Consider the following 24442-nt stretch of genomic DNA (forward strand, 5'->3'; position numbering starts at 1 on the left):
GGTCACTTCTCCAGGGTGGTTCCATGGGCCATCGCATCCGCGATCATCAAAGCCTGGGTGAGGTGGCCTTCGATGGCATCCAACGCATCGCGCACCCGCTCGGGGGAGGGCGTGAACTCGCCCCCGTTGCCGTCCAGGTTCTCGGTCACGAACAGCAGGACCCCGGCGGCCCGCTTGAGCGTCGACCAGAGGGCATCCATCAGCGCGGGGTTGCCCCGGTGGTCGGGGTGAATGACCACGGCGTGCTCAAAGGTCGCGGGCCATTGGCTCTTGGGGAGGGATTGCGCGGGCCGGGTGGCGGTGCAAGAATCACCCTTGCCGATACCGCTTCCACCGTTCATTTCGGCCCACCCCCGCCCGCCAGCGGGGGTTTTCATTTGTGCGCTCATTGCTCGCCCTCCCCGCTCTTGGTCTTGCGGTAGGCGGACATGCGCTCCAGGGCGTCCGCAGGCCACAGCAGGCGGCCATTGGGGAGTTTGAGGGGAACCAGGCCGAAGTAATGCCCGCGCTCGCAGTAGTGCACGCGGATGGAGGACGGCTTGATCTTGACCAGCCGGGCCAGTTCTTCGGTGGAGAGGGGAATGTCGTTCATGTGATTGGGCTCCTTGAATTCACCAGCCTTCATGTGCTGGCAGGGCCCAATCTATTGACCGCCAATCGCGTTTTGTCCCTATAGGGATGAACCTCTATCCCGATAGTCTCCTATCGGGATAGAAGGTCTTGACGGCTAGTCTTCAAGTGTGATGGCCGCCTTGATTTTCTCCGCGATGGTTTCGTCCTTGGAGGGTAGGCTTAAGCCGTACTTGGCAGCCTTAGCCTGTAACTCATGAGCCGCACTGTAAGGCTCGCGTGGAAGGCCAGCAGCTTTAAGGAGGACGCGGATCATCTGGAGGTAGGTCTTCTCTTTGCGCGGGTCGAGGCGATCCTCCATTTCCGCCTTGCTGGGCATCGTTCCAGCGTATGCGCCGAGGCGATATTCGCGCTCGAAGCGGTCGCGTTCTTCGCGTGTGATTACAAGGCTTTTTAGTCCTACAGCATCCATGCTATCAATCCAAAACCAACTGGTCGGATTGGCCGCCTCATCGCCTATCTTCTCCTTTTTTAACTCAGCCCATATTCCTTCAGTTATGGGTTTGCCGTCTGCAATCTCCCCAATAATAGGGGGTGGCACGGCAATGATGCCGGCTATCTTTTCTGGCTCGCTAGAGTCAATGAAGTGCCCGTTTTGTATGCGCCCTCGCACAAACTGCATGTTTCTTGTTTTGGCGCAAATCCTGATGACGTCCGTTTCACCATAGTGCAATAAATCATCAACACTACACCCCCAGCGTTCAGCAATTTCCTCCAGACTGAACCACTCCTTTTCCGGTAGCTCAACGCGGGCGGGTTGGTTATCCTTCTTGGCAGCCATGATTGCACTCCTCGCGTGCATGGGTGGTGAGAGGCCCGGTCAGGTGGTGGCACACCTGCCGGGCTTTGTTGTTGGTGGGCTCTACGCTTTCCCCGCCAACCGAATGACGGCACGGTTGCCGGTAGCCTCGGCACGGCAACGGAGGGCAGTCATCAGAGCCTCGCGTCCGCCAGGTTGGTCCGCTTCCTCCAGGGCCACCGATACCAGTTCCTCGGCAAAGGCCGGGTCCTTGCGCATCAGCTCAATGAGGGTTTCATCGTGGGGGCGGTCAGGGCGGTGCATGCGATCCCTCCTTGGGGCATCAGGCGGCGGCAGGTTCAGCGGGTTCCAACGCTTCGATGTGCACACGCAGCCCGGCAGCGGTCGCCATGTTGATGAGGGCGTCCAGCGAGAAGCGGCTCATCCTCCCGCGCAAGAGGTCGTTCATGCGCGGCTGGGTCACGCCACAGCGGTGGGCGGCTTCGGCCTGGGTCCAGCCGTGGCGGCGCACGTGCTGGGCCATGGCTTGCATCAGCTCGGCACGGGCTCGCAGGTTGGCGGCCTGTTCGGGGGAATCCGCTAGGGCGTCCCAGACGCTGGCATAGGTTTCAACGGTCATGATGGCGCAGGTAGTCTCTCCAAGGCTTACTCCCTCGCCTCCAGCCGAATGACGGCGCGGCTTCCGGTGGCCTCGGCATAGCGGGCCAGGGTGCGCAGGCTGGGCATGCTCTTCCCGCTCTCCAAGCGGGCAATGGTGCTCTGGGTGGTGTGCATGCGTTCGGCAAGCTGGGCCTGGGTCAGCCCGGCGCGTGCCCTTGCGGCGATCAGTTCGCGGGCGATGGCGTACTCGGGCTCCAAGGCGTCATAGGTCGCCTTCACCTCGGGGTGCTCCAGCAGCTTGGCTTTAAGCTCATCAAGAGTTGTCATCATGGCTCGCCCCCTCCTTAGAGGCATCAGGCGGCGGCAGGCTCGGGCTTGCGCAGCGGCTCAATCGGCGGCAGGCGGTGTTGTGAGGCTCGCCAGAGGTCATATTGCACCTGGAGCCCTAGCCAAAGGTCGGGCGAGGTGCCCAGCCATTGGGCCAGCCTCAGCGCCATGCCTGCCGACACTCCGGCGCGTCCATTCAGCAGCTTGGAGAGGGTGACCCGGTCAACGTGCAAGGCTTGAGCGGCCTCGGTCACGGTCATTCCCTCGGGCAGCCATGCTTTCAGGACCTCGCCAGGATGAGGTGGGTTGTGCATGCGGGTGGCATTCATGGTGACCTCCTAGTGGTAGTCCTGATAGTCCACAACCTCGGCATCCGCGCCCACAAACAGGAAGGTCAATCGCCAGTTGGCGTTCACCCACACCGCCCAATGTCCGGCAAGGTCGCCAGTTAGGGGGTGCAGCTTCCAGCCGGGGGCGTTCATGTCTTCCGGGCCGGTGGCGTTATCCAGGGTGGCAAGCATCACGCGCAGCTTGCCCGCGTGATGCGGCTGGATTCCGGCCTTGCTGCCGGTGCGGAAGAAGGCTTCCAGTCCGCGGTGGCGGAATGATCGAATCATGGCTGAATTGTTGTGTGTTGCGTTACAGTTGTCAATGTGAGTTTGCCCAATCACGCATAGGCGCAGGGCGGGCCGAAGGGGAGGAATTCAATTCCTACCCCCGGCCTTGACCACACGAAGGCCCGTTAGGGTCCTCTCAATGGCGGGCTGCTCGATCCCGGCCTGTTCCAGAATCCACGCCTCGATCTTGGCGTGCCACAGGCGCAAGAGGTCGATGGGGCGGACGCGGTAATGCTTGTTGGCAACGTCTCCAGGGACGTGGCCCTGTATCTGCTTGACGATGCCATCCGGGCACTCAACCCATTCAGCGAGGCTTCCGAAGCTGCGGCGCAGGCCATGCGGGGAAACGTGGGGGATGCCCGCCAGTTCACACACGCGGGCATTCAGGCGGGCCGGTTCGCTGATGTACCCGCTGGCACTGGTGGAGCTAGCGAACACCCAAGGGGAAGGTCCGGGCGCTTGACCGTCCCGGAGGGGGCGGACATTCGCAGCGCGGCGCTTGAGGTCGAGGAGCAGGCTTGCGACGTAGGGGGTCAGCGGGATGGTGCGCGTTCTGTCCAGCCCTCCACGGCTTGCCACTTTGTCGCGGATGGTGAGGCGGTGCCATTGCAAGTCCACATCGTCCCAGCGCAGGGCCCGCAAGGACTCCGGGCGGGCTCCAGTGAGGAGCAGGGCTTGCAGGTAGACCGAAACCGTCTGGTTTTGGAGTTTCCGCACTTCACCAAACCATGCCGCGAGCTGCTCCCGTTCCAGGCTGTCCTCTTTGGCCTCAGCGCGTGGGATGAGCTGTTTCACCTTCTTGGCGGTCACAGCCTTGGTTTGGATGAGCCCATCGTATTGGGGCTCCTCGCTTGCCCAGTTCAGGCACGCACGCAAGAGGCGATAGGCACGGCTGGCGACGGTCGGGCGCGTTTTGGTTTCGGTTTGCAGCCATGCTTGCAGGCGCTCGGGGGTCAAGTCCACCAGGCGCACATCGCGCAAGGCGTACAGCGGACCGGCGGCGGTGGGTAGCTTGGAACGCTTGCGTGGCAGCCCAGGCGTTTGCATGGCCTTGTGGTGGTCTGTGAGCGAGTGCTTGCCCCAATAATCTTTGCGGGCTTCGATGTAGTGAGGCCAAACATCGCCAAGGGTCAGCGCCTGCCGGGCTTCTTCGCGGGCTTGAGCTTCCTTGGCCCGCTGTTTGGCTTCGTGCTCCTTGGCCTTGGCCTCGCGTTCCTCGCGGGGGTCAATGCCTTGATCCACCAGCACCTTAAGGCGGCGGGCCTCCGCACGGGCCTGGTCAAGAGTCCAGGCATCCGGGTTGCCGATGGTCACGCGGGCGGCTTTGCCATGAATGCGGTACTGGAACAGGTAAGCCTTGGCTCCCCCTTGGCGGGCACGCAGACCAAGCCCAGGCGCGGCAGAGTCCCATAGCGTGACCTCGCCCTTGTCTGGCGGGCATGTGAAGTCCCGCACGCGGGCAGCGGTGAAGTTCACGCGGGTAGTGGTAGAGTTTTTGGCAGCCATAGGCGCATCCCTTTCATGCGTCGGTGGTCAGGGCCCTGGGTGGTGTTGCCGCACCTCCAGGGCCTGTTTGTTTGGGGGCCGTTTCAATGTTTCGCCCCCGTCCCTTGGTTCCAGGGCATCAAATCCTGGGTAGCGCTGGGGTAGCGCCTGGGTAGCGCTTGGGTAGCGTTTGAGGCAAATATAGACTAACGCGCATGAATTGCAAAAATCGCGCAAGCCGATGAATTTTCTGGATTTATTGGGTTTCGGCTAACGCCGATAAACGTTGCAAAATGCAATCTTTTGGGGATTGAAAATCCCCGTGTCGGGGGTTCGATTCCCTCCCTGGCCACCATAGAATTCCAAGAATGCCCAACCCTTGCGGTTGGGCGTTTTGCTTTGGGCCCCTCCTTGGGCGACAGGGTTATCCCTCGTGATCGTCATCCTCCTCGGCCTCCAGGGCCAGGACCTTCCCGTTGCCGGCATCGACGGCGACCTCGCTCACCCCTTGCGCGTGCTGGATGTCCACCTGCCAGACCAGGTAGCCATCCTCCTTCTCGAGTTTGGCCTTCACGACCTTGCCCGGCAGGGCGGCGAGAGCGGCGGCCTCGGCCTGAGCCTGGTCGATCTTGGCAAGCTTGATCAGCTCACCCTTCGGGGTTCCGCGCGGCACTTGAAGGCTCGCCCCTTTGACCTCATCAGGCAGGGGTAGGGCGCCGGTGGCGAAGGCTGCGCCGGTGCTGAGGGTGGCAAGGAGAGCGAGGGAAGTCATCAGACGGGTACGCTTGGTCATGGTCATCACCTTTTACGCTGGGTTGGCGGCGGAATTGCCGTGAGGTGAAGACTACGCATCCAAGTTCGCGGTTGACTGGCGCCAACCTTACCAGATGGCGAACCTCACCCGAGGGCGCTGGCGACCAGATTCAGGGTGAGGGCGAGCACTAGGAGGTTGAAGGCGAAGGCCACCAGGCCGTGCAGCAACACCAGCCTGCGCATGGCGGAGGTGGCGATGCCGACATCCGCTACTTGCGCGGTCATGCCAATGACCGCGGCAAAGTAGGCAAAATCGAGATAGTCCGGCGTGCTCTGCCCAGGGAAGATCAGTCCGCCTTCCGTGGTGCGGTAGTAATTACGCGCATAGCGCAGGGCGAACACGGTCTGGATGAGCAGCCAGGTGGCCAGCAGGGTGGCGAGAGCCAGGCCGATGTGGGCCCAGCGGGCCAGGCCGCTCATGCCCTTGGCTGCGTCAGTGACCAGGAGCACCCCCACCAGGCTGACCCAGCTGGCGGCCACGACTAAGGCATACAGGGCGCGCTGACCCGGGTCGTAGGCGGTGGCCCGCAGGTGGGTGCCTGCGGCATCCAGCCGGCCCACGCCCCACCAGACGATGGTCATGTACACCAGGCTGCCGACCAGCCAGCCGGCGAGGATGCGTGTCTCCCACAGCGCGGCGGGGGTAAGGAGGGTCACCGCCATGCCGCAGAGGGTGGCGAACAGCAGGCGGTGCCAGGCCTTCAGGCGGGCCAGGGGGTGCAGCTGGTGCAGGGTGTGGGTGTTCATGTCTTCTCCAAGAGCGACCCCGACGGTGCCATACCAAGGGCGGCGCCCAAGCTTACCGGATGGTCATGCACACGGAAGGCAGGATTCGCTAATCTCACCCCATGCACATTCTGATCGTTGAAGACGACACCGCGACGGCGACCTACCTTCGCCAGGGGCTGGAGGAGGCCGGGCATGTCGTCGATCTGGCCCATGATGGAATGGCAGGCCTGAATCTTGCCCTTGATGCACACTTTGATGTGCTGATCGTCGATCGCATGCTGCCCGGACGGGATGGCTTGAGCCTGATTCGCATGCTGCGTGCGGGTGGGGTGAAGACGCCGGTGATGGTGCTCTCCGCTCTGGGGCAGGTGGATCAGCGCGTGGAGGGGTTGCGTGCGGGGGGCGATGACTACTTGGTCAAGCCCTTCGCCTTTGCCGAGCTTTTGGCGCGAATCGAGGCCCTGGGGCGCCGCGGGATCGGACAGGAGGGCCAGGCGACCGTTCTGCGTGTGCAGGATCTGGAGCTTGATCTGGAGCGCCGCCGCGTGACCCGCGCCGGGCGGCTGATTCGCCTGCAGCCGCGCGAGCTGCGCCTGCTTGAATACCTCATGCGCCGCGCGGGCAAGGTCGTCACCCGCACCATGCTGTTGGAGCAGGTCTGGGACCTGAGCTTCGACCCGCAGACCAATGTGGTGGACAGCCAGATCAGTCGCCTCCGGGCCAAGATCGACCGCGATTTCGACCGGCCGCTTTTGCACACCCTGCGCGGGGTGGGCTACCGCCTTGGGGACGAGATCTGATGCGCCTGCCGGCCCTGCTGCGCACCACCGCCATGCGCCTGGCCCTGCGCCAGGCCCTGCTGCAGATGCTTGCGCTTCTGCTGATGCTCGCCATCCTGTTCGCGGTGCTTGAGCACTTCACCGAACGGCAGGTCGAGTCCGCCTTGCGAGGCGAGGCCCAGGCCCTGGCGAGCCTGCCGATGGATGCGCGGGTGGCGAGCCTGACCCTCCTGGCCCAGCTTCATGACGAGGCAAGGCTGCGTTACTACCGCCTGGAGGATAGCCAGGGGCGGTGGATGGCGGGCAACCTGCCCCACGGGCCGGAGGAGGTCAGGCTCGATGGGCGGCTTGAACGGATGGCGCTCAGGCTGCCCCAAGAGGACGAGGGCGATGGGGAGGTGCGTCTGGCCGTGGTCGCTGTCGCCCTGCCCGAAGGCGGGCGCTTGCTGATTGCCCAGGCCCCCGGGGAACTGGAGGATCTGCAGGATCTGGCCTTGGGCCTGGCCGCGGCCCTGGTGGTGCTGGGGGGGCTCTTGGCCCTGCTCATGGGGGGCAGGCTTGGCCGCCAGTGGCTTGCGCGGATCACCGCCATCAATGCAGTGGCGGGACGGATTGCCGCAGGGGAGCTTGGGCAGCGGGTGCCCATCACCGGCCGTGGGGATGAGTTTGACCTCCTGGCCGAGCACCTGAATGCCATGCTCGCCCGCATCGAGGCCGCCGTGGCGGGGATGCGCGAGGTGTCGGACCATGTCGCCCATGATCTGCGCCGTCCACTCACCCGCTTGAAGACCCGCATCGAGGTGGCTCTCGGTCGGCCGCGCGAGGAGCGTGATCTGCGCGCCGCGCTCGAGGCGAGTCTTTATGACGTGGAGGAGATTCTCACCACCTTCGAGGCCCTGCTGACCATCGCCCGGCTGGAGGCGGGCAGCGAGCGCCTCTTGCGGGAGCGCTTCGATCTCGGCGCCTTGGCCGAGCAGCTGCATGAGCTCTACGCCCCCGAGTTCGAGGCCGCCGGGCGCAGCCTGATGATCCACGTGGAACGCCCGGGGCTCGAGGTTGAGGGTGCACGGCCCCTGCTTTCGCAGGCCTTGGCCAATCTGCTCGACAACGCCCTCAAGCACACCCCGCCCGCCACCTCCGTCGAGATCGAGGTCCGGGGAGAGGGCGCGGGCGTGCGCCTGGCGGTCATCGACCACGGCTCCGGGCTGAGCGCGAATGAAAAGGGGTGTGTGCTTGAACGTTTCACCCGCGGCGATGCAGCGCGCAGCACGCCGGGCAGCGGCCTGGGCCTGGCCTTGGTACAAGCGATTACCCGGGCGCATGGCGGGCGATTACGCTTGGAGGACACTCCAGGCGGGGGACTGACGGTCGGTCTGACCCTGCCTGTGGCCGCGCCCCGCGGCGGGCAGGGTTTTTAATTGGTTCTTGGAAATAACGGGTCTGCAAAGACTGCATTATCATGCCCCTTTCGTCTCAGTCAGAGCGCACGCGGCAGCATGTGGTTTCCCCTCAAGGATGATCTGATCCGGGTCCTGCTGGTCGATGATTCGGAAGATGATGCCCAGGCCCTGGTCGACCATCTGACGGCGGCGGGCATGAAGCTGGCGTGGCGGCGGGTGGATTCGCTCGTGGGCTTGCGGGCCGCTCTGGGGGAAAGTCTCTGGGATGTGGTCATCGCCGAGCATCACGTGGCCGATTTCGATGCCATGACCGTCCTCCGCATCGTCCATGGCATCATGCCTCATATGCCCTTCCTCATCGTTTCCGGCCACATCGGCGAGGAGGATGCCGCCGAGGCGATGAATGCGGGGGCGTTCGATTATGTGCTCAAGTCGAACCTTGCCCGCCTGGCCCCGGCCATTCGGCGCGCCCTCGGCAAGGCCCAGCTGCAGGCGGAGCGCACGGCGGCACTGCGGCGCCTGCGTGAGCGGGAGGCCCAGCTGAGCGCGATCACCCAGCACATCCCCGGTGCCGTCTTCCGGATGTCGTTCGACACCGACGGCAGGCTGTCCTTCGCCTATGTCAGCGAGGGGGTGCGTCAGTTGCTGTTTGTCAGCCCTCAGACCCTGCTTGCGGATGCCTCGCCCTTCATCGGGCTGCTGAACTTGCACGAGAAGGCGGGCCTGTTTGGCGAGATCCGCCGCTGCCAGCGCGAGGGCGGGGTGCTCAACTGGACTGGACGTCTCCATCTTCCGCCCGACGAGGAGGTCAAGTGGATCAACATCCGCGCCAGCGTGGACAGGCATGACGAGCGCGAGGTGGTGCTGGATGGCGTCATGCTGAACGTCACCGCAACCAAGCTCGGTGAGCAGGCGCTGAGCCAGTCGCGGGCGCAGATGCAGGCCCTGGCCGCCCGCCTGCAGGAGGCGCGCGAGGAGGAGCGGCGCCGCATCGCGCACGAAGTGCACGACGAACTGGGATCCTCCCTCACCGCGCTGAAGATGGACCTTTACCTGTTGCGCCGCCGGTTGGAGGCGCAGGCTGCCGGCGCGGAGGTCCTGGAGCAGCTTGCAGGTCTCAATCGGGCGCTGGACCAGACCATCGGCACGGTACGTACCATCGCCCAGGATCTGCGACCGAAGCTGCTCGACGAGCTGGGGCTGGTTCCCGCCTTGCAGAGCCATGTCGAGGAGTGCGGCAGGCGCACGGGCATCCGTTGCCTTTTCGAGAGCGACTGCGAGGATGTGCCCCTGGATGAGCGGGTGGCGACGGCAGTGTTCCGCATCGCCCAGGAGGCGCTGACCAATGTCCTCCGTCATTCCGGCGCGAGCGAGGTGCGGGTGGAGATCCGCTGCGCGGAGGGGCGCCTCCTGGCTTCGGTCTGTGACAATGGGCGCGGCATCGCGGCCGGCAGGTTGGAAGACCCGCGCTCCACGGGGGTGCGCGGCATGCAGGAGCGTGCCCGTCTCGTCGGTGGGCAGGTGAGGATATCATCCGGAGACTAGGGAACCTGCGTGCGGGTGGAAATTCCCTACACTGGAAGATGAGGCCCTCAAAGGAGGAATGATGCGGGTATTGATCGTCGATGACCATGCCCTCTTGCGCAGCGGTATCAAGGGCCTGCTGGGCATGGAGCCGCGTGTCACTATGGTGCTGGAGGCTGCCTCCGAGGCCGAGGCGGTGGCTTGCGTCCGCGAGGGTGGGGTGGACTTGGTGATCCTCGACATCAACCTGCCTGGCCGCCCTGGCCTGCATGCACTGCGTATGATCCGTCAGCTGCAGCCGAAGCTTCCGGTGCTGATCTACAGCATGCATCCCGAGGAAACCTACGGCGTCCAGGCCATGCGCCTGGGGGCGAGCGGCTACATCAGTAAGCAGGCCGATCCGGAGGAGGTGTTGGAGGCGGTGCGCACGATCGCGCGCGGCCGCCGCTACATCCCCGCCTCCCTCGCCGAGCGTTTGCTCGACAGCCAGTTCGATGGCGAAGAGGGCCCCCCGCATGCCCGCCTCTCCGCACGCGAACTCGAGATCATGCTCATGATCGCCGCGGGGCAGCCCCCTGCGGCGATCGCCGAGGCCCTGTCCATCAGCACCACCACCGTCAGCACCCACCGCGTGCGCATCCTCAGGAAGCTTGGCCTCAAGGCCAACGCCGAGATCGCCCGCTACGTCGTCGAGCACGGCCTCGCGGGCTGACCGCCTTCCTCGGCCCCCTCATCGTGGGGGCGCATGCCACAACCTGGCCCTCCAGCCCTGCCTGCGTGATTCTGCGACGCCCCGTCGTGGTTTTGATGACAGGCAAGTTCGTCGTTTCCCGGATATTTACCGCACCAGCGCACTCGGATAATCCGCCCATCCGATTGATCCTGAGAGTGCTTTGCGCATGTCCGAGAGTCGATTCAGCCTGCCGGCGTTGCTGGTCCCGGCCCTTCTTGGGGTTGCGGGGGCGACGGCTGCCGTCCTGGTGGCCGGCGTCGGGGTGGCCGGCGTGCTGCTGGCCGTCGGCGTGTTCGCGGCGTGCATGGCCTCCGGCTGGGTGGCCGGGGGTTTGAGGAAGGATGAGACCCCCATGACCTTACCGGAAACCATGCCTGATGAACTCGAGCGGGCACGCGAATACCACCAGCGCCTGACGGCCAGCCTGCAGGCCGCCCTGCCCATCATCGAGCGGCAGATCGAGACGGCGCGCAGCCAGGCCGAGGAGGCGATGATCGCCATGTCCGAACGCTTTGCCACCCTGGTTGGCCGCATTGGTACCACCCTGGAGGCATCGAACGGCGGCGAAGGCGGCGAGGCGGACGCGGTGCACCGCGCCTACCAGGAGAGCGGCGAACGCCTCGAGGCCGTCATCAGCAGCCTCGGCGACTCCGTGCGCGTGCGCGAGCAGATGTTGGAGACGATCCGGGGGCTGCATGCCTATGCCAAGGACCTCAAGAGCATGTCCTCCGAGGTCAGCTCCATCGCCTCGCAGACCAACCTGCTCGCCCTCAACGCCTCCATCGAGGCAGCCCGCGCCGGGGAGATGGGGCGCGGCTTCGCCGTGGTGGCCAACGAGGTGCGCGCCCTTTCGCTGCAGTCTCACGAGGCGGGCGGGCGGATCAGCCACAAGGTGGACGAGATCTCCGAGGCCATGCAGCAGGCCCTGAACATGGCCGAGCAGGCCTCGGAGCAGGAGGCCAGCGTCCTGGCCGGCTCTGAGACCACCATCCACGAGGTGCTCGAGCGCCTGCAGGGCATGGCCGAGGGGCTTTCGCAGTCCTCCTCTGTGCTGCGCGAGGAAAGCAGGCTGATGCGCGCCGAGATCCAGGACATCCTCGTCTCCCTTCAGTTCCAGGACCGCATGAGCCAGATCCTCCAGCATGCCGTGGAGTCGCTGGACTACCTGCGCGCGCAGCTGGACGGCGGTGATGCCATCGATCCGGAGGCCATCCTGGCCGAGATCGAGCGGCGATACACCACCGAGGAGGAGCGCTTCAACCACCGCGGGGGGGCGGCGGCCACGAGCGCCGCGTCCGCCGGCGAGATCACCTTCTTTTAAGAGGAATTGCCATGGCAAAGACCATTCTGATCGTGGACGACTCCGCCTCGCTGCGCACGGCGGTCAAGATCGCCCTGACCGGCGCCGGTTATGAGGTCATCGAAGGCTGCGATGGCCGCGACGGCCTGGCCAAGCTCGATGGTCGCAAGGTCCACCTGGTCATCAGCGACGTGAACATGCCGAACATGGACGGCATCAGCATGGTGCAGGCGATCAAGCAGAACCCGGCCTACAAGTTCACCCCGATCATCATGCTCACCACCGAGGCCGGCTCCGACATGATGGAGAAGGGCAAGGCGGCTGGCGTGAAGGCCTGGGTGGTCAAGCCGTTCAAGCCCGAGCAGATGCTGCAGGCGGTCTCCAAGCTGATCCTGCCTTAAGCGAGCGGCCCGAGATGAGCGACAGCAGCATCCGCCTCGACGGCGAAGTGACGATCTACCAGGCGGCCGCCCTGCGCGAGTGCCTGATGGAGCAGTTCGCCACCCTCCCGTCGATCGAGCTCGACCTCTCCGCCGTGGCGGAGATGGACACCGCCGGCCTGCAGCTCGTGCTGGCCGCCAGGGCGGAGGCCCTCCATGCCAGCAAGCCGTTCCGCGTGATTGCCATCAGCGACAGCGTGCGCGACCTGCTCGACCTCTATGCCATTCCGGTGGCAGACATCCATCTGGAGCATGCCGCATGAACATGGACCAGGCGATCGAGACCTTCATGACCGAGAGCGCCGAGCTGCTCGCGGAGATGGAGCATGCCCTGCTGGAACTTGAGCAGCGCCCCGATGACGCGGACCTGATCAACGCGGTGTTCCGCGCGGCTCACACCATCAAGGGGTCCGCCGGCCTGTTCGGCTTCGACGATGTGGTCGCCTTCACCCACGTCGCGGAGAGCGTCCTCGACCGGGTGCGCGATGGCGAGGTGCGGGTGGACGACGCGCTGATCGCGCTGCTGCTGGGCTGCCGTGACCACATGATCACCCTCATCGGCCGCGCGCAGGGCGGGGACGAGGATGGCCGGGCGACCTGCATCGCCGCCGGCGAAGTCCTGATCCAGCGGCTGGGGAGCTATCTCGACGGCAGTGCCTGCAACGCCCGCCCCGCGGCCGCTGTGCACGCGGAGCCGGCAGGGGGACGACGCTGGCGCGTGGAGCTCGGCTTCGGCGAGGACATGCTGCGCCACGGCATGGACCCGGCCTCGGTGCTGCGCTACCTCGCCCAGCTCGGCGAGATCGATGCGGTGCAGACCTCCACCGTGCGCCTGCCGCGCCTCGCTGAGATGGACGCCGAGAGCTGCTACCTGGACGTGAGCCTGACCCTCGCGAGCGACAAGCCGGTCGAGGAGATCGAGGGGGCGTTCGACTTCATCCGCGAGGAGACTGCAGTCTCGCTCATCCCGCTGGACGACGAGGCGGTCGGGCGTGCGCCCGAGGTCATCGAGGAGGCTGCGCCCCCCGTCGATGAGCCGAGCGCCTCTCCCCGCGTAAGCGGGGCCGAGGCCATGGATGGCCGAGGGGGGCGAGGCCAGGATGAGCCCCTTGAGCTTACCGCGGGGGCCTCTGAGGGCGCCGGCAAGCAAGTGGTCAGCGCTGCCCGCAGCGTGCGCATCGATGCCGCCAAGCTGGACGAGCTGATCAACCTGGTCGGTGAACTGGTCATCGCCAGCGCCAGCAGTCATTTGATCACCCAGCGTTTCGACGATGAGGCCCTGGTCGAGTCCATGTCGGTGATGTCCCGCCTGGTGGAGGAGATCCGCGACAGCGCCCTGCGCCTGCGCATGGTGCCGATCGGCGAGACCTTTGCCCGCTTCCGCCGCGTGGTGCGCGATGTCAGCAACGACCTCGGCAAGGACATCCGCCTGGAGATCCAGGGCGCGGACACCGAGCTGGACAAGACCGTGGTCGAGAAGATCGGCGATCCGCTGATGCACCTGGTGCGCAACGCCATGGACCACGGCATCGAGCCGGCCGAGCGCCGCCTGCCGCTGGGCAAGCCGGCGCACGGGACCCTGCGCCTGAACGCCTACCACGACGCCGGCAGCATCGTGATCGAGGTGGCCGACGACGGCGGCGGGCTCAACCGCGACAAGATCATCGCCAAGGCCATCGCCAAGGGCCTGATCGCGCCGAATGCCGCCCTCACCGACCAGGAGGCCTATCGCCTGATCTTCGAACCCGGCTTTTCCACCGCGGACCAGGTCACCAACCTCTCCGGCCGCGGCGTGGGCATGGACGTGGTGAAGAAGAACATCGAGGCCCTGCGCGGCACGGTGGACATCGACAGCCGTCCCGGCCAGGGGACCACGGTCAGCATCCGCCTGCCACTCACCCTCGGCATCATCGACGGCTTCCTGGTGCGCGTGTGCGACGCGGCCTACGTCATCCCCCTCGACATGGTCATGGAGTGCATCGAGCTGCCGGAGGGTGACCGTGCCCAGAGCCGCACCCGCCACTACCTCAACCTGCGCGGCGAGGTCCTGCCGTTCGTGCGCCTGCGCGAGCTGTTCCACGGCGATGGACGCCCCGCCCCGCGCGAGAACGTCGTCGTCGTCCATTACGGTGGCCACAAGGCCGGCCTTGTGGTGGACGAGCTGATGGGCGAGTTCCAGACCGTCATCAAGCCGCTGGGCAAGATCTTCGAGCGCCTGCGAGGCGTCAGCGGCGCCACCATCCTCGGCAGCGGCGAGGTCTCCATGATCCTCGACGTGCCCAGCCTGGTCGAGGTGGCCGCGCAGCGGGGCAGGCCCCGTGCCGCGGTCGAAACCGACATCCACCGAATCACCGTTTGAGTTTGCGAACCGGAGTAACAGCAATGTTCAAGAACATGAAGATTGGCACGCGCCTGGGACTGGGCTTCGGCGTCGTCATCCTGCTGATGGCCATCACCGCCTTCATCGGCATCACCCGCATGCAGTCGCTCAACGCCTCGGCGGACAAGTTGGTGTATGACCGCTGGCCCAAGGCCGTGTTGGCAAACGACATCATCGACAACGTCAACCTCATCGCGCGCAACATGCGCAACATCCTGCTCGCCGAGAGCAAGGAGGAGTTCAAGGCGGAGAAGGAGCGCCTGTTGGGGGCGCGCAAGATCATTGGCGAGCGCATGACCAAGCTCGAGGAGACCGTCAAGACCGCCGAGGGCAAGGCCCTGCTGAATGAGATCAAGGCGTTGCGGGCGAAGAACATCGAGGCCCAGGACCACCTGCTGGCGCTGGCGGCCGAGGGGCGCACGGACGAGGCCAAGGCCCTGCTGTTCGGCGAGCTGCGTACCCTGCAGCGCGGCTACCTCGATGCGGTCAACAACATGATCAAGTACCAGGGCAGCCTGTTCGAGCAGACCGGCGCCGAGACGACGCAGACCTACGAACAGGGGCGCACCGTGCTGATCGGCATCACTGCCACCGCCCTGGTCTTTGGCGTGCTGATCGCCTTCTGGATCACCCGCGGCATCACCGGTCCGCTCAATCGCGCGGTTGGGGTGACGAACCGTCTTGCGGAGGGCGACCTGACGGTGCGTTTTGAAACCTCCTCGCGCGATGAGGTGGGTCAGCTGATTGCGGCGCAGGCGGCGATGGTGGAGCGCCTGAAGCAGGTGATTGGTGAGGTGAACAGTGCGGCGGAGGCGCTGACTGGGGCGGCCGGCCAGGTGAGCGACACGGCGCAGAGCCTGAGCCAGGGGGCGAGCGAGCAGGCGGCGAGCGTGGAAGAGACGAGCGCGTCGCTGGAGCAGATGAGCGCCTCGATCAGCCAGAACACGGAGAACGCGCAGGCGACGGACCGGATTGCGACGGACGCCTCGCGCCAGGCGAGCGAGGGCGGCAGCGCGGTGGCCGACACGGTGGCGGCGATGAAGCAGATTGCCGACCGCATCAGCATCATCGAGGACATTGCGTACAAGACCAACCTTCTGGCGCTGAACGCCGCGATCGAGGCGGCGCGCGCTGGCGAGCACGGCAAGGGCTTCGCGGTGGTGGCGGACGAGGTTCGCAAGCTGGCGGAGCGCAGCCAGACCTCGGCGCAGGAGATCTCCGACCTTGCCGGCAACAGCGTGAAGGTGGCGGAGCGGGCCGGGACACTGATCAACGAAGTGGTTCCGGCGATCCAGCGGACGGCGGAGCTGGTGCAGGAGATTGCGGCGGCGTCGGTGGAGCAGTCGACCGGGGTGGGTCAGGTGACGGTGGCGGTGGAACAGCTGGACAAGGTGTCGCAGCAGAGCGCGTCGGCCTCGGAGGAGCTGGCGGCGACGGCGGAGGAGATGAGCGCGCAGGCGGTTCAGCTGCAGCAGACGATGGCGTTCTTCAAGCTGGACGAGTCGCATGGCGCGGAGCACGGCCACGGCTCTGCGCGCCGGGCGGTGGCACGCCTCAAGCCGCAGGCCCACGGTCGCGGCCATGATGCGCGCCACCACCACGCCCACGAGGACGACTTCGAGCCCTTCGAGAAGGGGGCCGCATGACTGCGGGGGCCGTTGCCGGCAAGTACCTGACCTTCCTGGTCGGGGGCAGGCTGTACGGCCTGCCCATCCTCAAGGTGAAGGAGATCCTCGAGGTCGGCGAGATCACCCCGCTGCCCGGGCTTCCCCGCGCACATCGCGGCGTGATCAACATCCGCGGCAAGGTGATGCCGGTGGTGGATGTCGCCCTGCTGTTCGGCGGGGTCGAGACCAGCCTCAAGGGACGAGCCTGCATCATCGTGATGGAGGTGCAGCAGGGCGACCATCTGGTGGAGGTCGGCTTCATCGTTGAGGCGGTACGCGAGGTCGCGGACATCGCGCAGGAGGCCATCGAGCCGGCACCGAGCTTCGGCGGCGAGGACAGCGTCCAGGCCCTCGAAGGGGTTGCCAAGGTCGGGGAGAGGTTGGTGGTGCTGCTGCGCGGGGATGCCCTGCTGCGCGGCAACAACCTGGCCGCGCTGGCGGGATTCGATGCGTCGCTCCAAGAGCCGGCGGGCCTGGAGCAGGTTGCCTGAGGAAGATTCGTCATGCAGAACACCATGCAAGCGGCCGCCGGCACGGGCGGCAAGCCCAGCGGCCGTTGGGCCGGGCAGCACAAGGTCCTGGCCTTCACCCTGGGTGGCGAGCGCTTCGGCATCGAGATCGGTGCGATCAAGGAGATCATCGAGTATCGCGCCCTGACCGCCGTGCCGCTGACCCCGGACACCATCAGCGGGGTGCTGAACCTGCGCGGGGATGTGGTGCCGGTCATCAGCCTCGCCCGCCGCCTGGGCCTTGAGCCGGCAGCGGTCGGCAAGCGCACCTGCATCCTCGTGATCGAGGCGCGGGAGGGCGAGTTCAGCCTCGATCTCGGCATCGTGGTCGACATGGTGAACGAGGTGGCGGATGTCGACGGCGCGGACATCGAGCCCGCTCCGGCCTTCGGCACCAGCATCCCGGCCGACTACATCGGCGGCATGCTGCGCCGGGGGGAGGACTTCACCGCGCTGCTGGCGCTCGAGCGGGTGCTGGCCATCCCCGAGCTGATGGTGCCCGCGACAAGGCTCAACGCATGAACAGGGGGCGGCGGGATGCCGAGCTGCTGCGCGTCGTGCGCCTGAACGAGGCGATCAAGGCCGTCAGCGAGGCGAGCCGGCAGGTCTATACCATCGCGCTCAACGCGATGTTCGCGGCCCGCCAGAGCCAGGTGCGGGTGCCCGGCTTCAATCGCGTGACCGAGGAGCTGCGCGTGTTCAGCCAGCGCCTCGACCGCAGTGTGGTGGAGGTTGGCGGCTCGCTGGGGCAAATGGTCCGGGTGGGCGCGGAGCTGGCCAAGCAGACCCGCCGCGGGCGTCATTTCGAGCGCACCGACGCGGACTGCCGGCGTCAGGGCGCGAGCCCGGCGCTGCTGGCCGGAGTCCTTGCCGACCAACGCGCTCGCCAGGGGACGTTTGCCCGCCTGCTGGAAAACCTGCGCCATGCCGTGCTCGAGGCGCTCGGGCGTGCGCTGCGCCTGTGCGGCATCGGCGAGCAGCTGGCCGTGCTTTGCAAGGTCGAGGCGCAGGCAGGAGGCGCCAACGCAGAACTCGATGCCGTGGCCGTGCGCCTGCAGCAGGCCATCGCCGAGATCCTCATCCGCCTGAACGGGGCCCGCGCCCTGCTGAATCACTGAAGCCATGAAAAAGACCACCACCCTCTTCGAGGACGGCGACCACCGCTGGATTGTCGTCGCCCGCGATCCCGAGCGCCCGGACCACCTGATCGACACCAATGAGTACCTGATTACCTCGGCGGGCGAGGGCCTGCTGACCGATCCGGGCGGGATGGAGATCTTCCCGGCGGTATTCTCCGCCATCAGCGCAGTGTTCGATCCGGAGAAGATCCGCACCCTGTTTGCCTCCCACCAGGACCCGGACATCATCTCCTCGCTGGCCTTGTGGCTGGACTTCAACCCGAGTCTGCACTGCTACCTGAGCTGGCTGTGGGACAGCTTTGTGCCGCACTTCGGCGGTAACGAGGACACCTTCCGCCCGATCCCGGACGAGGGCATGGCGATCCCGTTGGGTGAGTTGACCCTGCAGGCGGTCCCGGCGCACTACCTGCATTCCTCGGGCAACTTCCACCTCTACGACGGGAAGGCGCGCATCCTGTTTTCCGGCGACATCGGCGCGGCCATGATCCCGCACGAGGAGGATTACCTGTTCGTCACCGATTTCGACCGTCACATCCGCTACATGGAGGGTTTCCACCGGCGCTGGATGGGCTCCAACGAGGCCAAGCGCGACTGGTGCGAGCGCGCCAGCCGGATGCCGATCGACATGCTCTGCCCGCAGCACGGCGCGATCTTCCAAGGCGCGGATGTCGAGCGCTTCATCCACTGGCTGGATGAGCTGAAGGTCGGCAGCGGCATCCGGGGCTGAGGAGGGGGAGCATGGAACTTGCGGTCGGGGACGAGGTGTTCGGGCGCATCCAGCGCTTCCTTCACCAGCGCGCGGGGATCAGCCTGGCGCCGAACAAGAAGTCGATGGTGGCCAACCGCCTGGCGCGCCGGGTCCGCCATCACGGCCTGCCGGACCTCGACGCCTACGTGGCCTTCGCCACGGGCTCGGAGGGCGGGGATGAGCTGCGCGTGATGCTCGACCTGTTGACCACCAACGAGACCTCCTTCTTCCGCGAGCCGGCCCACTTCGACTTCCTGCGCCAGCACATCCTCCCGCACGCCCCCAAGGGCAGGCCGTTCCGGGTGTGGAGTGCCGCCTCGTCTTCCGGCGAGGAGCCCTACACCCTGGGCATGGTGCTGGACGAGGCGCTGGGGTCGGGGCGCTGGGAGGTGCTCGGCACCGACATCAGCACGCGGGTACTGGAGGTTGCGCGCAGCGGTCGCTATCCCATCGAGCATGCGCAGCGCATCCCCAGGCATTATCTGCACGCCTACGCCCTGCGCGGGGTGCGTTCGCAGGAGGGCTTCATGCGGGTGTCGCCCAGCTTGCGGGCGGCCACCCGCTTCGAGCACTTCAACCTGAACGGCGACTGGGGTGATTTCAGCGAGCGCTTCGACGTGATCTTCCTGCGCAATGTGATGATCTATTTCGACCCGCCCACCAAGCGCCGTCTGGTCCTGCGCATGCTGGACCACCTCCAGCCCGGGGGGTACCTGATCATCGGCCACTCGGAGACGCTGAACGGCATCACCGACCGGCTGCAGGTCGTGAGGCCTTCCATCTATCGCCTGACCGATGGGGCGCCGCTGCGCCGCCGGTGACCCCGTGGACCGTGCTTTCTGAGAAAAACAAAAAGAGGAAGATCGTGAATCTGTCGAGAACCATCGGCGGCCGCCTGTTCTTTTCCATGGGTGCCGTGTTTGCCCTGTTTATCGCTGCCCTTGCCATGGCCCTTTATGGGCTGCACAGCATGCGCGGTCAGTTCACGGACTTCCTCGACCGGGACCAGGCCCTGTTTCAAGCCGTCGGTGAGATGTATGCCATGGGCCTGCAATCCGGTCAGGCCATGCGCAACATCATCCTCGATCCAGCCAATGCCACGGCCCATGAGAACTTCAGGCGGGCCACGGAAGGTTTCGATGCCGCGCTGGGGGCGGCCAGGGGGCTGGTGACGGACCGTCAGGTCGGCCAGCTCGACCAGGTCGAGGCCCTGCGCAAGGCACATAAGCCGCTGCAGGAGGCGGTGCTCGAGCGGGTGCGGGCGGGGGACATCGAGGGGGCAAAGGCTGTGCTGAACGGTCAGGAGACCCCGGCCTGGCGCAAGATCCGCCAGCAGCTGCTGGACATGCGCGCCCTGATGCAGGACGAGCTCCAGGCCACCCGGGCGGAGGTCCAGTCCACCAGCGAGCGGGTTCTGCTCACGGGCCTTGCCGTGGCCACCCTGGCGCTGGTGCTTGGCCTGGTCATCATCGCCTGGGTGACCCAGAGCATCACCCGGCCGCTGAAGCGTGCGGTTGGGGTGACGAACCGCCTTGCGGAGGGCGACCTGACGGTGCGTTTTGAATCCTCCTCGCGCGATGAGGTGGGTCAGCTGATTGCGGCGCAGGCGGCGATGGTGGAGCGCCTGAAGCAGGTGATTGGTGAGGTGAACAGTGCGGCGGAGGCGCTGACTGGGGCGGCCGGTCAGGTGAGCGATACGGCGCAGAGCCTGAGCCAGGGGGCGAGCGAGCAGGCGGCGAGCGTGGAAGAGACGAGCGCGTCGCTGGAGCAGATGAGCGCCTCGATCAGCCAGAACACGGAGAACGCGCAGGCGACGGACCGGATTGCGACGGACGCCTCGCGCCAGGCGAGCGAGGGCGGCAGCGCGGTGGCCGACACGGTGGCGGCGATGAAGCAGATTGCCGACCGCATCAGCATCATCGAGGACATTGCGTACAAGACCAACCTTCTGGCGCTGAACGCCGCGATCGAGGCGGCGCGCGCTGGCGAGCACGGCAAGGGCTTCGCGGTGGTGGCGGACGAGGTTCGCAAGCTGGCGGAGCGCAGCCAGACCTCGGCGCAGGAGATCTCCGACCTTGCCGGCAACAGCGTGAAGGTGGCGGAGCGGGCCGGGACACTGATCAACGAAGTGGTTCCGGCGATCCAGCGGACGGCGGAGCTGGTGCAGGAGATTGCGGCGGCGTCGGTGGAGCAGTCGACCGGGGTGGGTCAGGTGACGGTGGCGGTGGAACAGCTGGACAAGGTGTCGCAGCAGAGCGCGTCGGCCTCGGAGGAGCTGGCGGCGACGGCGGAGGAGATGAGCGCGCAGGCGGTTCAGCTGCAGCAGACGATGGCGTTCTTCAAGCTGGAGGAGGGTCATGGCGCGGAGCACGGCCACGGCTCTGCGCGCCGGGCGGTGGCGCGCCTCAAGCCGCAGGGGCATGGCCGCGGCCATGAGGCGCGCCACCACTACGCCCACGAGGACGACTTCGAGCCCTTCGAGAAGGGGGCCGCATGATCGGCTCAACGCGCGCATCACATGGGTGAGGCATGCTCTACCTGAAGCCGGGCGAGATCTACTTCGGGCGGAAGCACGCCATCCTGCGCACCCTGCTGGGGTCCTGCGTGGCCGTGACGCTTTGGCATCCGTCCCGCGCGGTCGGGGGCATGTGCCACGTGGTCCTGCCCCACAACCCCAAGGCCATCCCCGGCCGAGGGGGCGCCCTTGAGCCCGACCCGCGCTACGCGGACGGGGCGGTGGCCTGGCTGCTGGAGCGCGTGCGCCGGCTGGGTACCTGGCCGGCCAGTTATGAAGTCGGGGTCTATGGTGGAGGGGTGATGTTTGGGGCGGCCGAGCGGCGCGCCTCGCTCGACATCGGCCGGCGCAATGTCGAGGCCGTCGAGAGGGCGCTTGCGGCGAGTGGGTTCCGCATCGGCGAGCGCCGGGTGGGGGGCGAGATCTATCGCAACGTGACGCTGGACCTGCGTCTTGGCAAGGTCGGTGTGATTGAGCAGAGCGTCCTTGTGGATGCCTTGTGAGTCGGGATGGGAAACATGAAAAAGGTTCTGATCGTGGATGATTCGGCGGTGATCCGCCAGGTCCTGGCCGAGGTGCTCGGCCAGGACCCGGACCTGCGCGTCATCGGCACGGCCTCCGATCCCATCTTCGCCATGAAGCGCATGGAGCAGGAGTGGCCGGACGTCATCGTGCTGGACATCGAGATGCCGCGCATGGACGGCCTGACCTTCCTGCGCCAGATCATGGCCGAGCGCCCGACGCCGGTGGTGATGTGCTCCACCCTCACCGAGCAGGGTGCGGAGGCCACCATGCAGGCCTTCTCGGCCGGGGCGGTGGATATCGTGACTAAGCCGAAGATCGGCCTCAAGAGCTTCCTGCACGAGGAGGCTGCGCATCTGGTGCGCACGGTGAAGGCGGCCGCCGATGCCAGGCTGCGCCGCGTCCCCGGGGCGTCGGCCGCGCTCGCGGCCGGCAAGGTCGCCAGATCCGTTGCCCCGGCCGGTGTCCAGGCGCCCCCTGGCGGGCAGCAGGTCATCGCCCTGGGGGCGTCGACCGGTGGGACGCAGGCCCTGGAGGCTGTTCTCACCCGCCTGCCCGCCACCATGCCCGGCATCGTCATCGTCCAGCACATGCCGGAGAAGTTCACTGCGGCCTTCGCTGGGCGCCTCAACACCCTCAGCGCGCTCGAGATCCTCGAGGCGCGCGATGGTGACGAGGTGCGCCCGGGGCGCGCCTTGCTGGCCCCGGGCGGGCGGCACATGCGTCTCAAACGCTACAGCCGGGGCTACACGGTGGAGGTCTTCGACGGCCCGCCGGTGCGCCGCCACAAGCCTTCGGTGGACGTGCTGTTCGGCTCCGTGGCAAGGGTCGCGGGACCGCAGGCCACCGGCGTGCTGATGACCGGTATGGGGGACGACGGCGCCCAGGGCCTGCTGGAGATGCGCCAGGCCGGGGCCCTCACCTTCGCCGAGAGCGAGGAGACCTGCGTGGTGTTCGGCATGCCGCGCGAGGCGATCCGCCGCGACGCGGCCTGCCATGTCGTGCCCCTGCATGAGATCCCGGTGGCCCTGCAACAGGCTTGCCGCTGAGGGGAGGATAAGGAGATGCCGCAACTGTGCCTGCTTCATATCGAGAATTTCGAGGATGACCGCATCCTGCTGTCCGAGCTTCTGCGTGCCGCGGGGATCAAGCCGGCCATCCACTATGCGACCAGCGTGGACGAGGTCGATGCCTGTCTGCGCCGGGGAAGGCCGGACATCGTTGTCTGCGATCATCGGCTGCCCACGCTGGATGTGGTCCAGGTTCATGCCCGGGTGCGCGCCGTGGCGCCGGAGGTGCCGTTCATCGTCTTTTCCGCGCAGGATCTTGATGGCGCGGTGAAGGAGGTGGTGTCCGCCCCCGGGTGCGTCTTCGTCAGCAAGGAGCGGGCCTGGATGCTGCCCCAACGGATCAGGGAGATGCGTGCCGCTCCGGAGGAGGAGGTTGACATCGCCGCGTTGCCGGAGAAGTGGTGCCCGGATGACGGAAAGGGGCCGTCGCCCCTCGACCGCCTGCAGTTCGAGCACCGTCTGGCTGACGTTCTGGTAGGCATGGAGGAGGGGCGCCACACCCTGTGCTTCCTGGATATCGATCGCCTGCAGATCATCAACGATCTGTGCGGTCATGAAGGTGGGGATGCGCTGATCAGCGAGGTGGCCGGGATCCTGCGCGATGGCATCGGGCAGAGGCATGTATTCGCTCACTTCGGCGGGGACGAGTTCGGCCTTCTCCTGCTCGACTGCCCCCTGGACGAGGGGGTGGCGATCGTGCGTGGGTTGCAGGCATGCGTCGTCGGCCATCGCTTCCGCTGGGATGGCAAGGTCTTCGATGTCAGCGTGACGGCCGGGGTGACCGAGCTGCATCCGGACTGCGGGACGGTCGGCGAGGTCATGAGCGGGGTGGACAGCGCTTGCCATGCCGCCAAGGAGATCGGCCGCAACCAGCTGCACATCCATGATCCCCATGACCAGTCGGCCAGGCGCCGGCGCGAGCAGATGGCCTGGGTCCACCGCCTGCGCTGGGGGCTGGACGAGAGCGCCTTCGTGCTCTACGGCCAGGAGATCCGGGCCCTGAAGGGGGCGGGCCCCCGCCACTACGAGGTGCTGGTGCGCATGCGCTGCCCGGACGGGCGGCTGGCCATGCCGGGCGAGTTCATCCCCGCCGCGGAACGTTACGGACTGATGGTCGACCTGGATGCCTGGATCATCGAGCACTGCCTGGCCATGGTGCGCCAATGGGAGGAGCGCGGAGGCGAGGGTCTGCCGGCGTTGAACCTTGCCCTCAACCTCTCCGCCCAGTCGCTCTCCGACCAAGGGTTTCTCGAGCGCGTCATGGAGTTGGTCAAGGGCAGCGGGATCGCGCCGGAGCGGATCCATTTCGAGATCACCGAGACCGCCATGGTGACCAATCTCGGCAATGCAGCGGTGTTCATCGAATCGCTGCGCGCGCTGGGCTGCCGCTTCGTGCTGGATGATTTCGGCAGCGGGCTCTCATCCTTCGCCTACCTGCGGGACATGCATGTCGACGCCCTGAAGATCGACGGGACCTTCGTGCGCGACATGGATCGCAATCCGCACAATGCCGCCCTGGTACGGGCGATCAACCAGGTGGGGCAATCGCTCGGCATGGAGACGGTCGCGGAGTTCGTCGAGAACGAGTCGATCTTCGGCATGCTGGCCGAGATGGGCGTGGACCATGCCCAGGGGTATTGGATCGACATGCCTCGACCGCTCGAGGCGATCCTGGACGAGGGCGCCGCCCTGGCGGCCGCGGCATCCCCTGCGCGGGGCATGTCCGGGGGGCGCCGGGCATGACCGCGGCCTGAC

Annotated in this window: 29 protein-coding genes; 18 read left to right on the forward strand and 11 right to left on the reverse strand. The window is 66.4% G+C overall.

Going from position 1 to position 24442, the window contains the following annotated elements:
• Window positions 1-2 precede the first annotated feature (2 nt).
• The 11 genes from V6D91_RS05700 to V6D91_RS05750 all read right to left on the reverse strand — a co-directional run bounded on the left by V6D91_RS05700 (window position 3) and on the right by V6D91_RS05750 (window position 5979).
• On the reverse strand, window positions 3-377 hold the full coding sequence (locus V6D91_RS05700; protein ID WP_347318569.1) for a hypothetical protein: 375 nt from the start codon (window positions 375-377) through the stop codon (window positions 3-5).
• Between the two features lie 8 nt (window positions 378-385).
• Complete coding sequence (locus tag V6D91_RS05705) at window positions 386-592, reverse strand: monooxygenase (protein ID WP_347318571.1); 207 nt, start codon at window positions 590-592, stop codon at window positions 386-388.
• A gap of 135 nt (window positions 593-727) precedes the next feature.
• Window positions 728-1411, reverse strand: coding sequence for a hypothetical protein (locus V6D91_RS05710; protein WP_347318572.1), 684 nt, complete (start codon window positions 1409-1411; stop codon window positions 728-730).
• 81 nt (window positions 1412-1492) lie between these two features.
• Entirely contained in the window at window positions 1493-1693 is a 201-nt protein-coding gene (locus tag V6D91_RS05715) for a hypothetical protein (protein ID WP_347318573.1), read from the reverse strand.
• Window positions 1694-1712: 19 nt separating this feature from the next.
• Complete coding sequence (locus V6D91_RS05720; protein ID WP_347318575.1) at window positions 1713-2009, reverse strand: XRE family transcriptional regulator; 297 nt, start codon at window positions 2007-2009, stop codon at window positions 1713-1715.
• A gap of 26 nt (window positions 2010-2035) precedes the next feature.
• The gene (locus V6D91_RS05725; RefSeq protein ID WP_347318577.1) at window positions 2036-2320 is read right to left on the reverse strand and encodes a helix-turn-helix transcriptional regulator; all 285 of its coding nucleotides are present in this window, start codon (window positions 2318-2320) and stop codon (window positions 2036-2038) included.
• A 23-nt stretch (window positions 2321-2343) separates the two neighbouring features.
• On the reverse strand, window positions 2344-2646 hold the full coding sequence (locus tag V6D91_RS05730; RefSeq protein ID WP_347318579.1) for a HigA family addiction module antitoxin: 303 nt from the start codon (window positions 2644-2646) through the stop codon (window positions 2344-2346).
• 9 nt (window positions 2647-2655) lie between these two features.
• A complete protein-coding gene (locus tag V6D91_RS05735) occupies window positions 2656-2934 on the reverse strand; it encodes a type II toxin-antitoxin system RelE/ParE family toxin (RefSeq protein ID WP_347318581.1) in 279 nt (92 codons plus the stop codon).
• Between the two features lie 87 nt (window positions 2935-3021).
• Complete coding sequence (locus V6D91_RS05740) at window positions 3022-4440, reverse strand: integrase family protein (protein WP_347318583.1); 1419 nt, start codon at window positions 4438-4440, stop codon at window positions 3022-3024.
• Between the two features lie 403 nt (window positions 4441-4843).
• Window positions 4844-5212, reverse strand: coding sequence for a PepSY domain-containing protein (locus V6D91_RS05745; protein ID WP_347318585.1), 369 nt, complete (start codon window positions 5210-5212; stop codon window positions 4844-4846).
• A gap of 104 nt (window positions 5213-5316) precedes the next feature.
• Window positions 5317-5979: a DUF1345 domain-containing protein gene (locus V6D91_RS05750; RefSeq protein WP_347318587.1), complete on the reverse strand. Its 663-nt coding sequence runs from the start codon at window positions 5977-5979 to the stop codon at window positions 5317-5319.
• A gap of 101 nt (window positions 5980-6080) precedes the next feature.
• Between V6D91_RS05750 and V6D91_RS05755 the strand changes: the two genes are divergently transcribed.
• From V6D91_RS05755 to V6D91_RS05840, 18 genes are all read left to right on the forward strand, one after another.
• Window positions 6081-6761: a response regulator transcription factor gene (locus V6D91_RS05755; protein WP_347318589.1), complete on the forward strand. Its 681-nt coding sequence runs from the start codon at window positions 6081-6083 to the stop codon at window positions 6759-6761.
• Window positions 6761-8158 carry an ATP-binding protein gene (locus V6D91_RS05760; RefSeq protein ID WP_347318591.1) on the forward strand — a complete coding sequence of 466 codons (1398 nt, stop codon included), beginning with the start codon at window positions 6761-6763 and terminating at the stop codon, window positions 8156-8158. The genes V6D91_RS05755 and V6D91_RS05760 overlap by 1 nt, the downstream gene beginning before the upstream one ends.
• Before the next feature lie 78 nt (window positions 8159-8236).
• The gene (locus V6D91_RS05765) at window positions 8237-9685 is read left to right on the forward strand and encodes a histidine kinase (RefSeq protein ID WP_347318592.1); all 1449 of its coding nucleotides are present in this window, start codon (window positions 8237-8239) and stop codon (window positions 9683-9685) included.
• 58 nt (window positions 9686-9743) lie between these two features.
• On the forward strand, window positions 9744-10376 hold the full coding sequence (locus V6D91_RS05770) for a response regulator transcription factor (protein ID WP_347318594.1): 633 nt from the start codon (window positions 9744-9746) through the stop codon (window positions 10374-10376).
• A gap of 187 nt (window positions 10377-10563) precedes the next feature.
• Window positions 10564-11718 carry a methyl-accepting chemotaxis protein gene (locus V6D91_RS05775; protein ID WP_347318596.1) on the forward strand — a complete coding sequence of 385 codons (1155 nt, stop codon included), beginning with the start codon at window positions 10564-10566 and terminating at the stop codon, window positions 11716-11718.
• 11 nt (window positions 11719-11729) lie between these two features.
• Window positions 11730-12098, forward strand: coding sequence for a response regulator (locus V6D91_RS05780; RefSeq protein ID WP_347318598.1), 369 nt, complete (start codon window positions 11730-11732; stop codon window positions 12096-12098).
• A 14-nt stretch (window positions 12099-12112) separates the two neighbouring features.
• Entirely contained in the window at window positions 12113-12400 is a 288-nt protein-coding gene (locus tag V6D91_RS05785; protein WP_347318600.1) for an STAS domain-containing protein, read from the forward strand.
• Window positions 12397-14496, forward strand: a complete 2100-nt coding sequence (locus tag V6D91_RS05790) for a chemotaxis protein CheA (protein ID WP_347318602.1) — start codon at window positions 12397-12399, stop codon at window positions 14494-14496. Before V6D91_RS05785 ends, V6D91_RS05790 begins: the two co-directional genes overlap by 4 nt.
• Window positions 14497-14519: 23 nt before the next feature.
• Complete coding sequence (locus tag V6D91_RS05795) at window positions 14520-16163, forward strand: methyl-accepting chemotaxis protein (RefSeq protein ID WP_347318604.1); 1644 nt, start codon at window positions 14520-14522, stop codon at window positions 16161-16163.
• Window positions 16160-16675 carry a chemotaxis protein CheW gene (locus tag V6D91_RS05800; RefSeq protein WP_347318606.1) on the forward strand — a complete coding sequence of 172 codons (516 nt, stop codon included), beginning with the start codon at window positions 16160-16162 and terminating at the stop codon, window positions 16673-16675. Before V6D91_RS05795 ends, V6D91_RS05800 begins: the two co-directional genes overlap by 4 nt.
• A 12-nt stretch (window positions 16676-16687) precedes the next feature.
• The gene (locus V6D91_RS05805; RefSeq protein WP_347318608.1) at window positions 16688-17215 is read left to right on the forward strand and encodes a chemotaxis protein CheW; all 528 of its coding nucleotides are present in this window, start codon (window positions 16688-16690) and stop codon (window positions 17213-17215) included.
• Complete coding sequence (locus V6D91_RS05810; RefSeq protein WP_347318610.1) at window positions 17212-17811, forward strand: hypothetical protein; 600 nt, start codon at window positions 17212-17214, stop codon at window positions 17809-17811. The genes V6D91_RS05805 and V6D91_RS05810 overlap by 4 nt, the downstream gene beginning before the upstream one ends.
• Before the next feature lie 4 nt (window positions 17812-17815).
• On the forward strand, window positions 17816-18559 hold the full coding sequence (locus tag V6D91_RS05815) for an MBL fold metallo-hydrolase (protein ID WP_347318611.1): 744 nt from the start codon (window positions 17816-17818) through the stop codon (window positions 18557-18559).
• A gap of 11 nt (window positions 18560-18570) precedes the next feature.
• The gene (locus V6D91_RS05820; protein ID WP_347318613.1) at window positions 18571-19401 is read left to right on the forward strand and encodes a protein-glutamate O-methyltransferase; all 831 of its coding nucleotides are present in this window, start codon (window positions 18571-18573) and stop codon (window positions 19399-19401) included.
• Window positions 19402-19445: 44 nt separating this feature from the next.
• Entirely contained in the window at window positions 19446-21077 is a 1632-nt protein-coding gene (locus V6D91_RS05825; RefSeq protein ID WP_347318615.1) for a methyl-accepting chemotaxis protein, read from the forward strand.
• Between the two features lie 32 nt (window positions 21078-21109).
• Window positions 21110-21598, forward strand: coding sequence for a chemotaxis protein CheD (locus V6D91_RS05830; protein WP_347318617.1), 489 nt, complete (start codon window positions 21110-21112; stop codon window positions 21596-21598).
• Window positions 21599-21613: 15 nt separating this feature from the next.
• Window positions 21614-22666: a chemotaxis response regulator protein-glutamate methylesterase gene (locus V6D91_RS05835; protein WP_347318618.1), complete on the forward strand. Its 1053-nt coding sequence runs from the start codon at window positions 21614-21616 to the stop codon at window positions 22664-22666.
• Between the two features lie 15 nt (window positions 22667-22681).
• On the forward strand, window positions 22682-24430 hold the full coding sequence (locus V6D91_RS05840; protein ID WP_347318620.1) for an EAL domain-containing protein: 1749 nt from the start codon (window positions 22682-22684) through the stop codon (window positions 24428-24430).
• Window positions 24431-24442 lie beyond the last annotated feature (12 nt).

Origin of the sequence: Thiofaba sp. EF100 (assembly GCF_039822285.1) — a bacterium.
Lineage (GTDB): Bacteria > Pseudomonadota > Gammaproteobacteria > Halothiobacillales > Halothiobacillaceae > Thiofaba.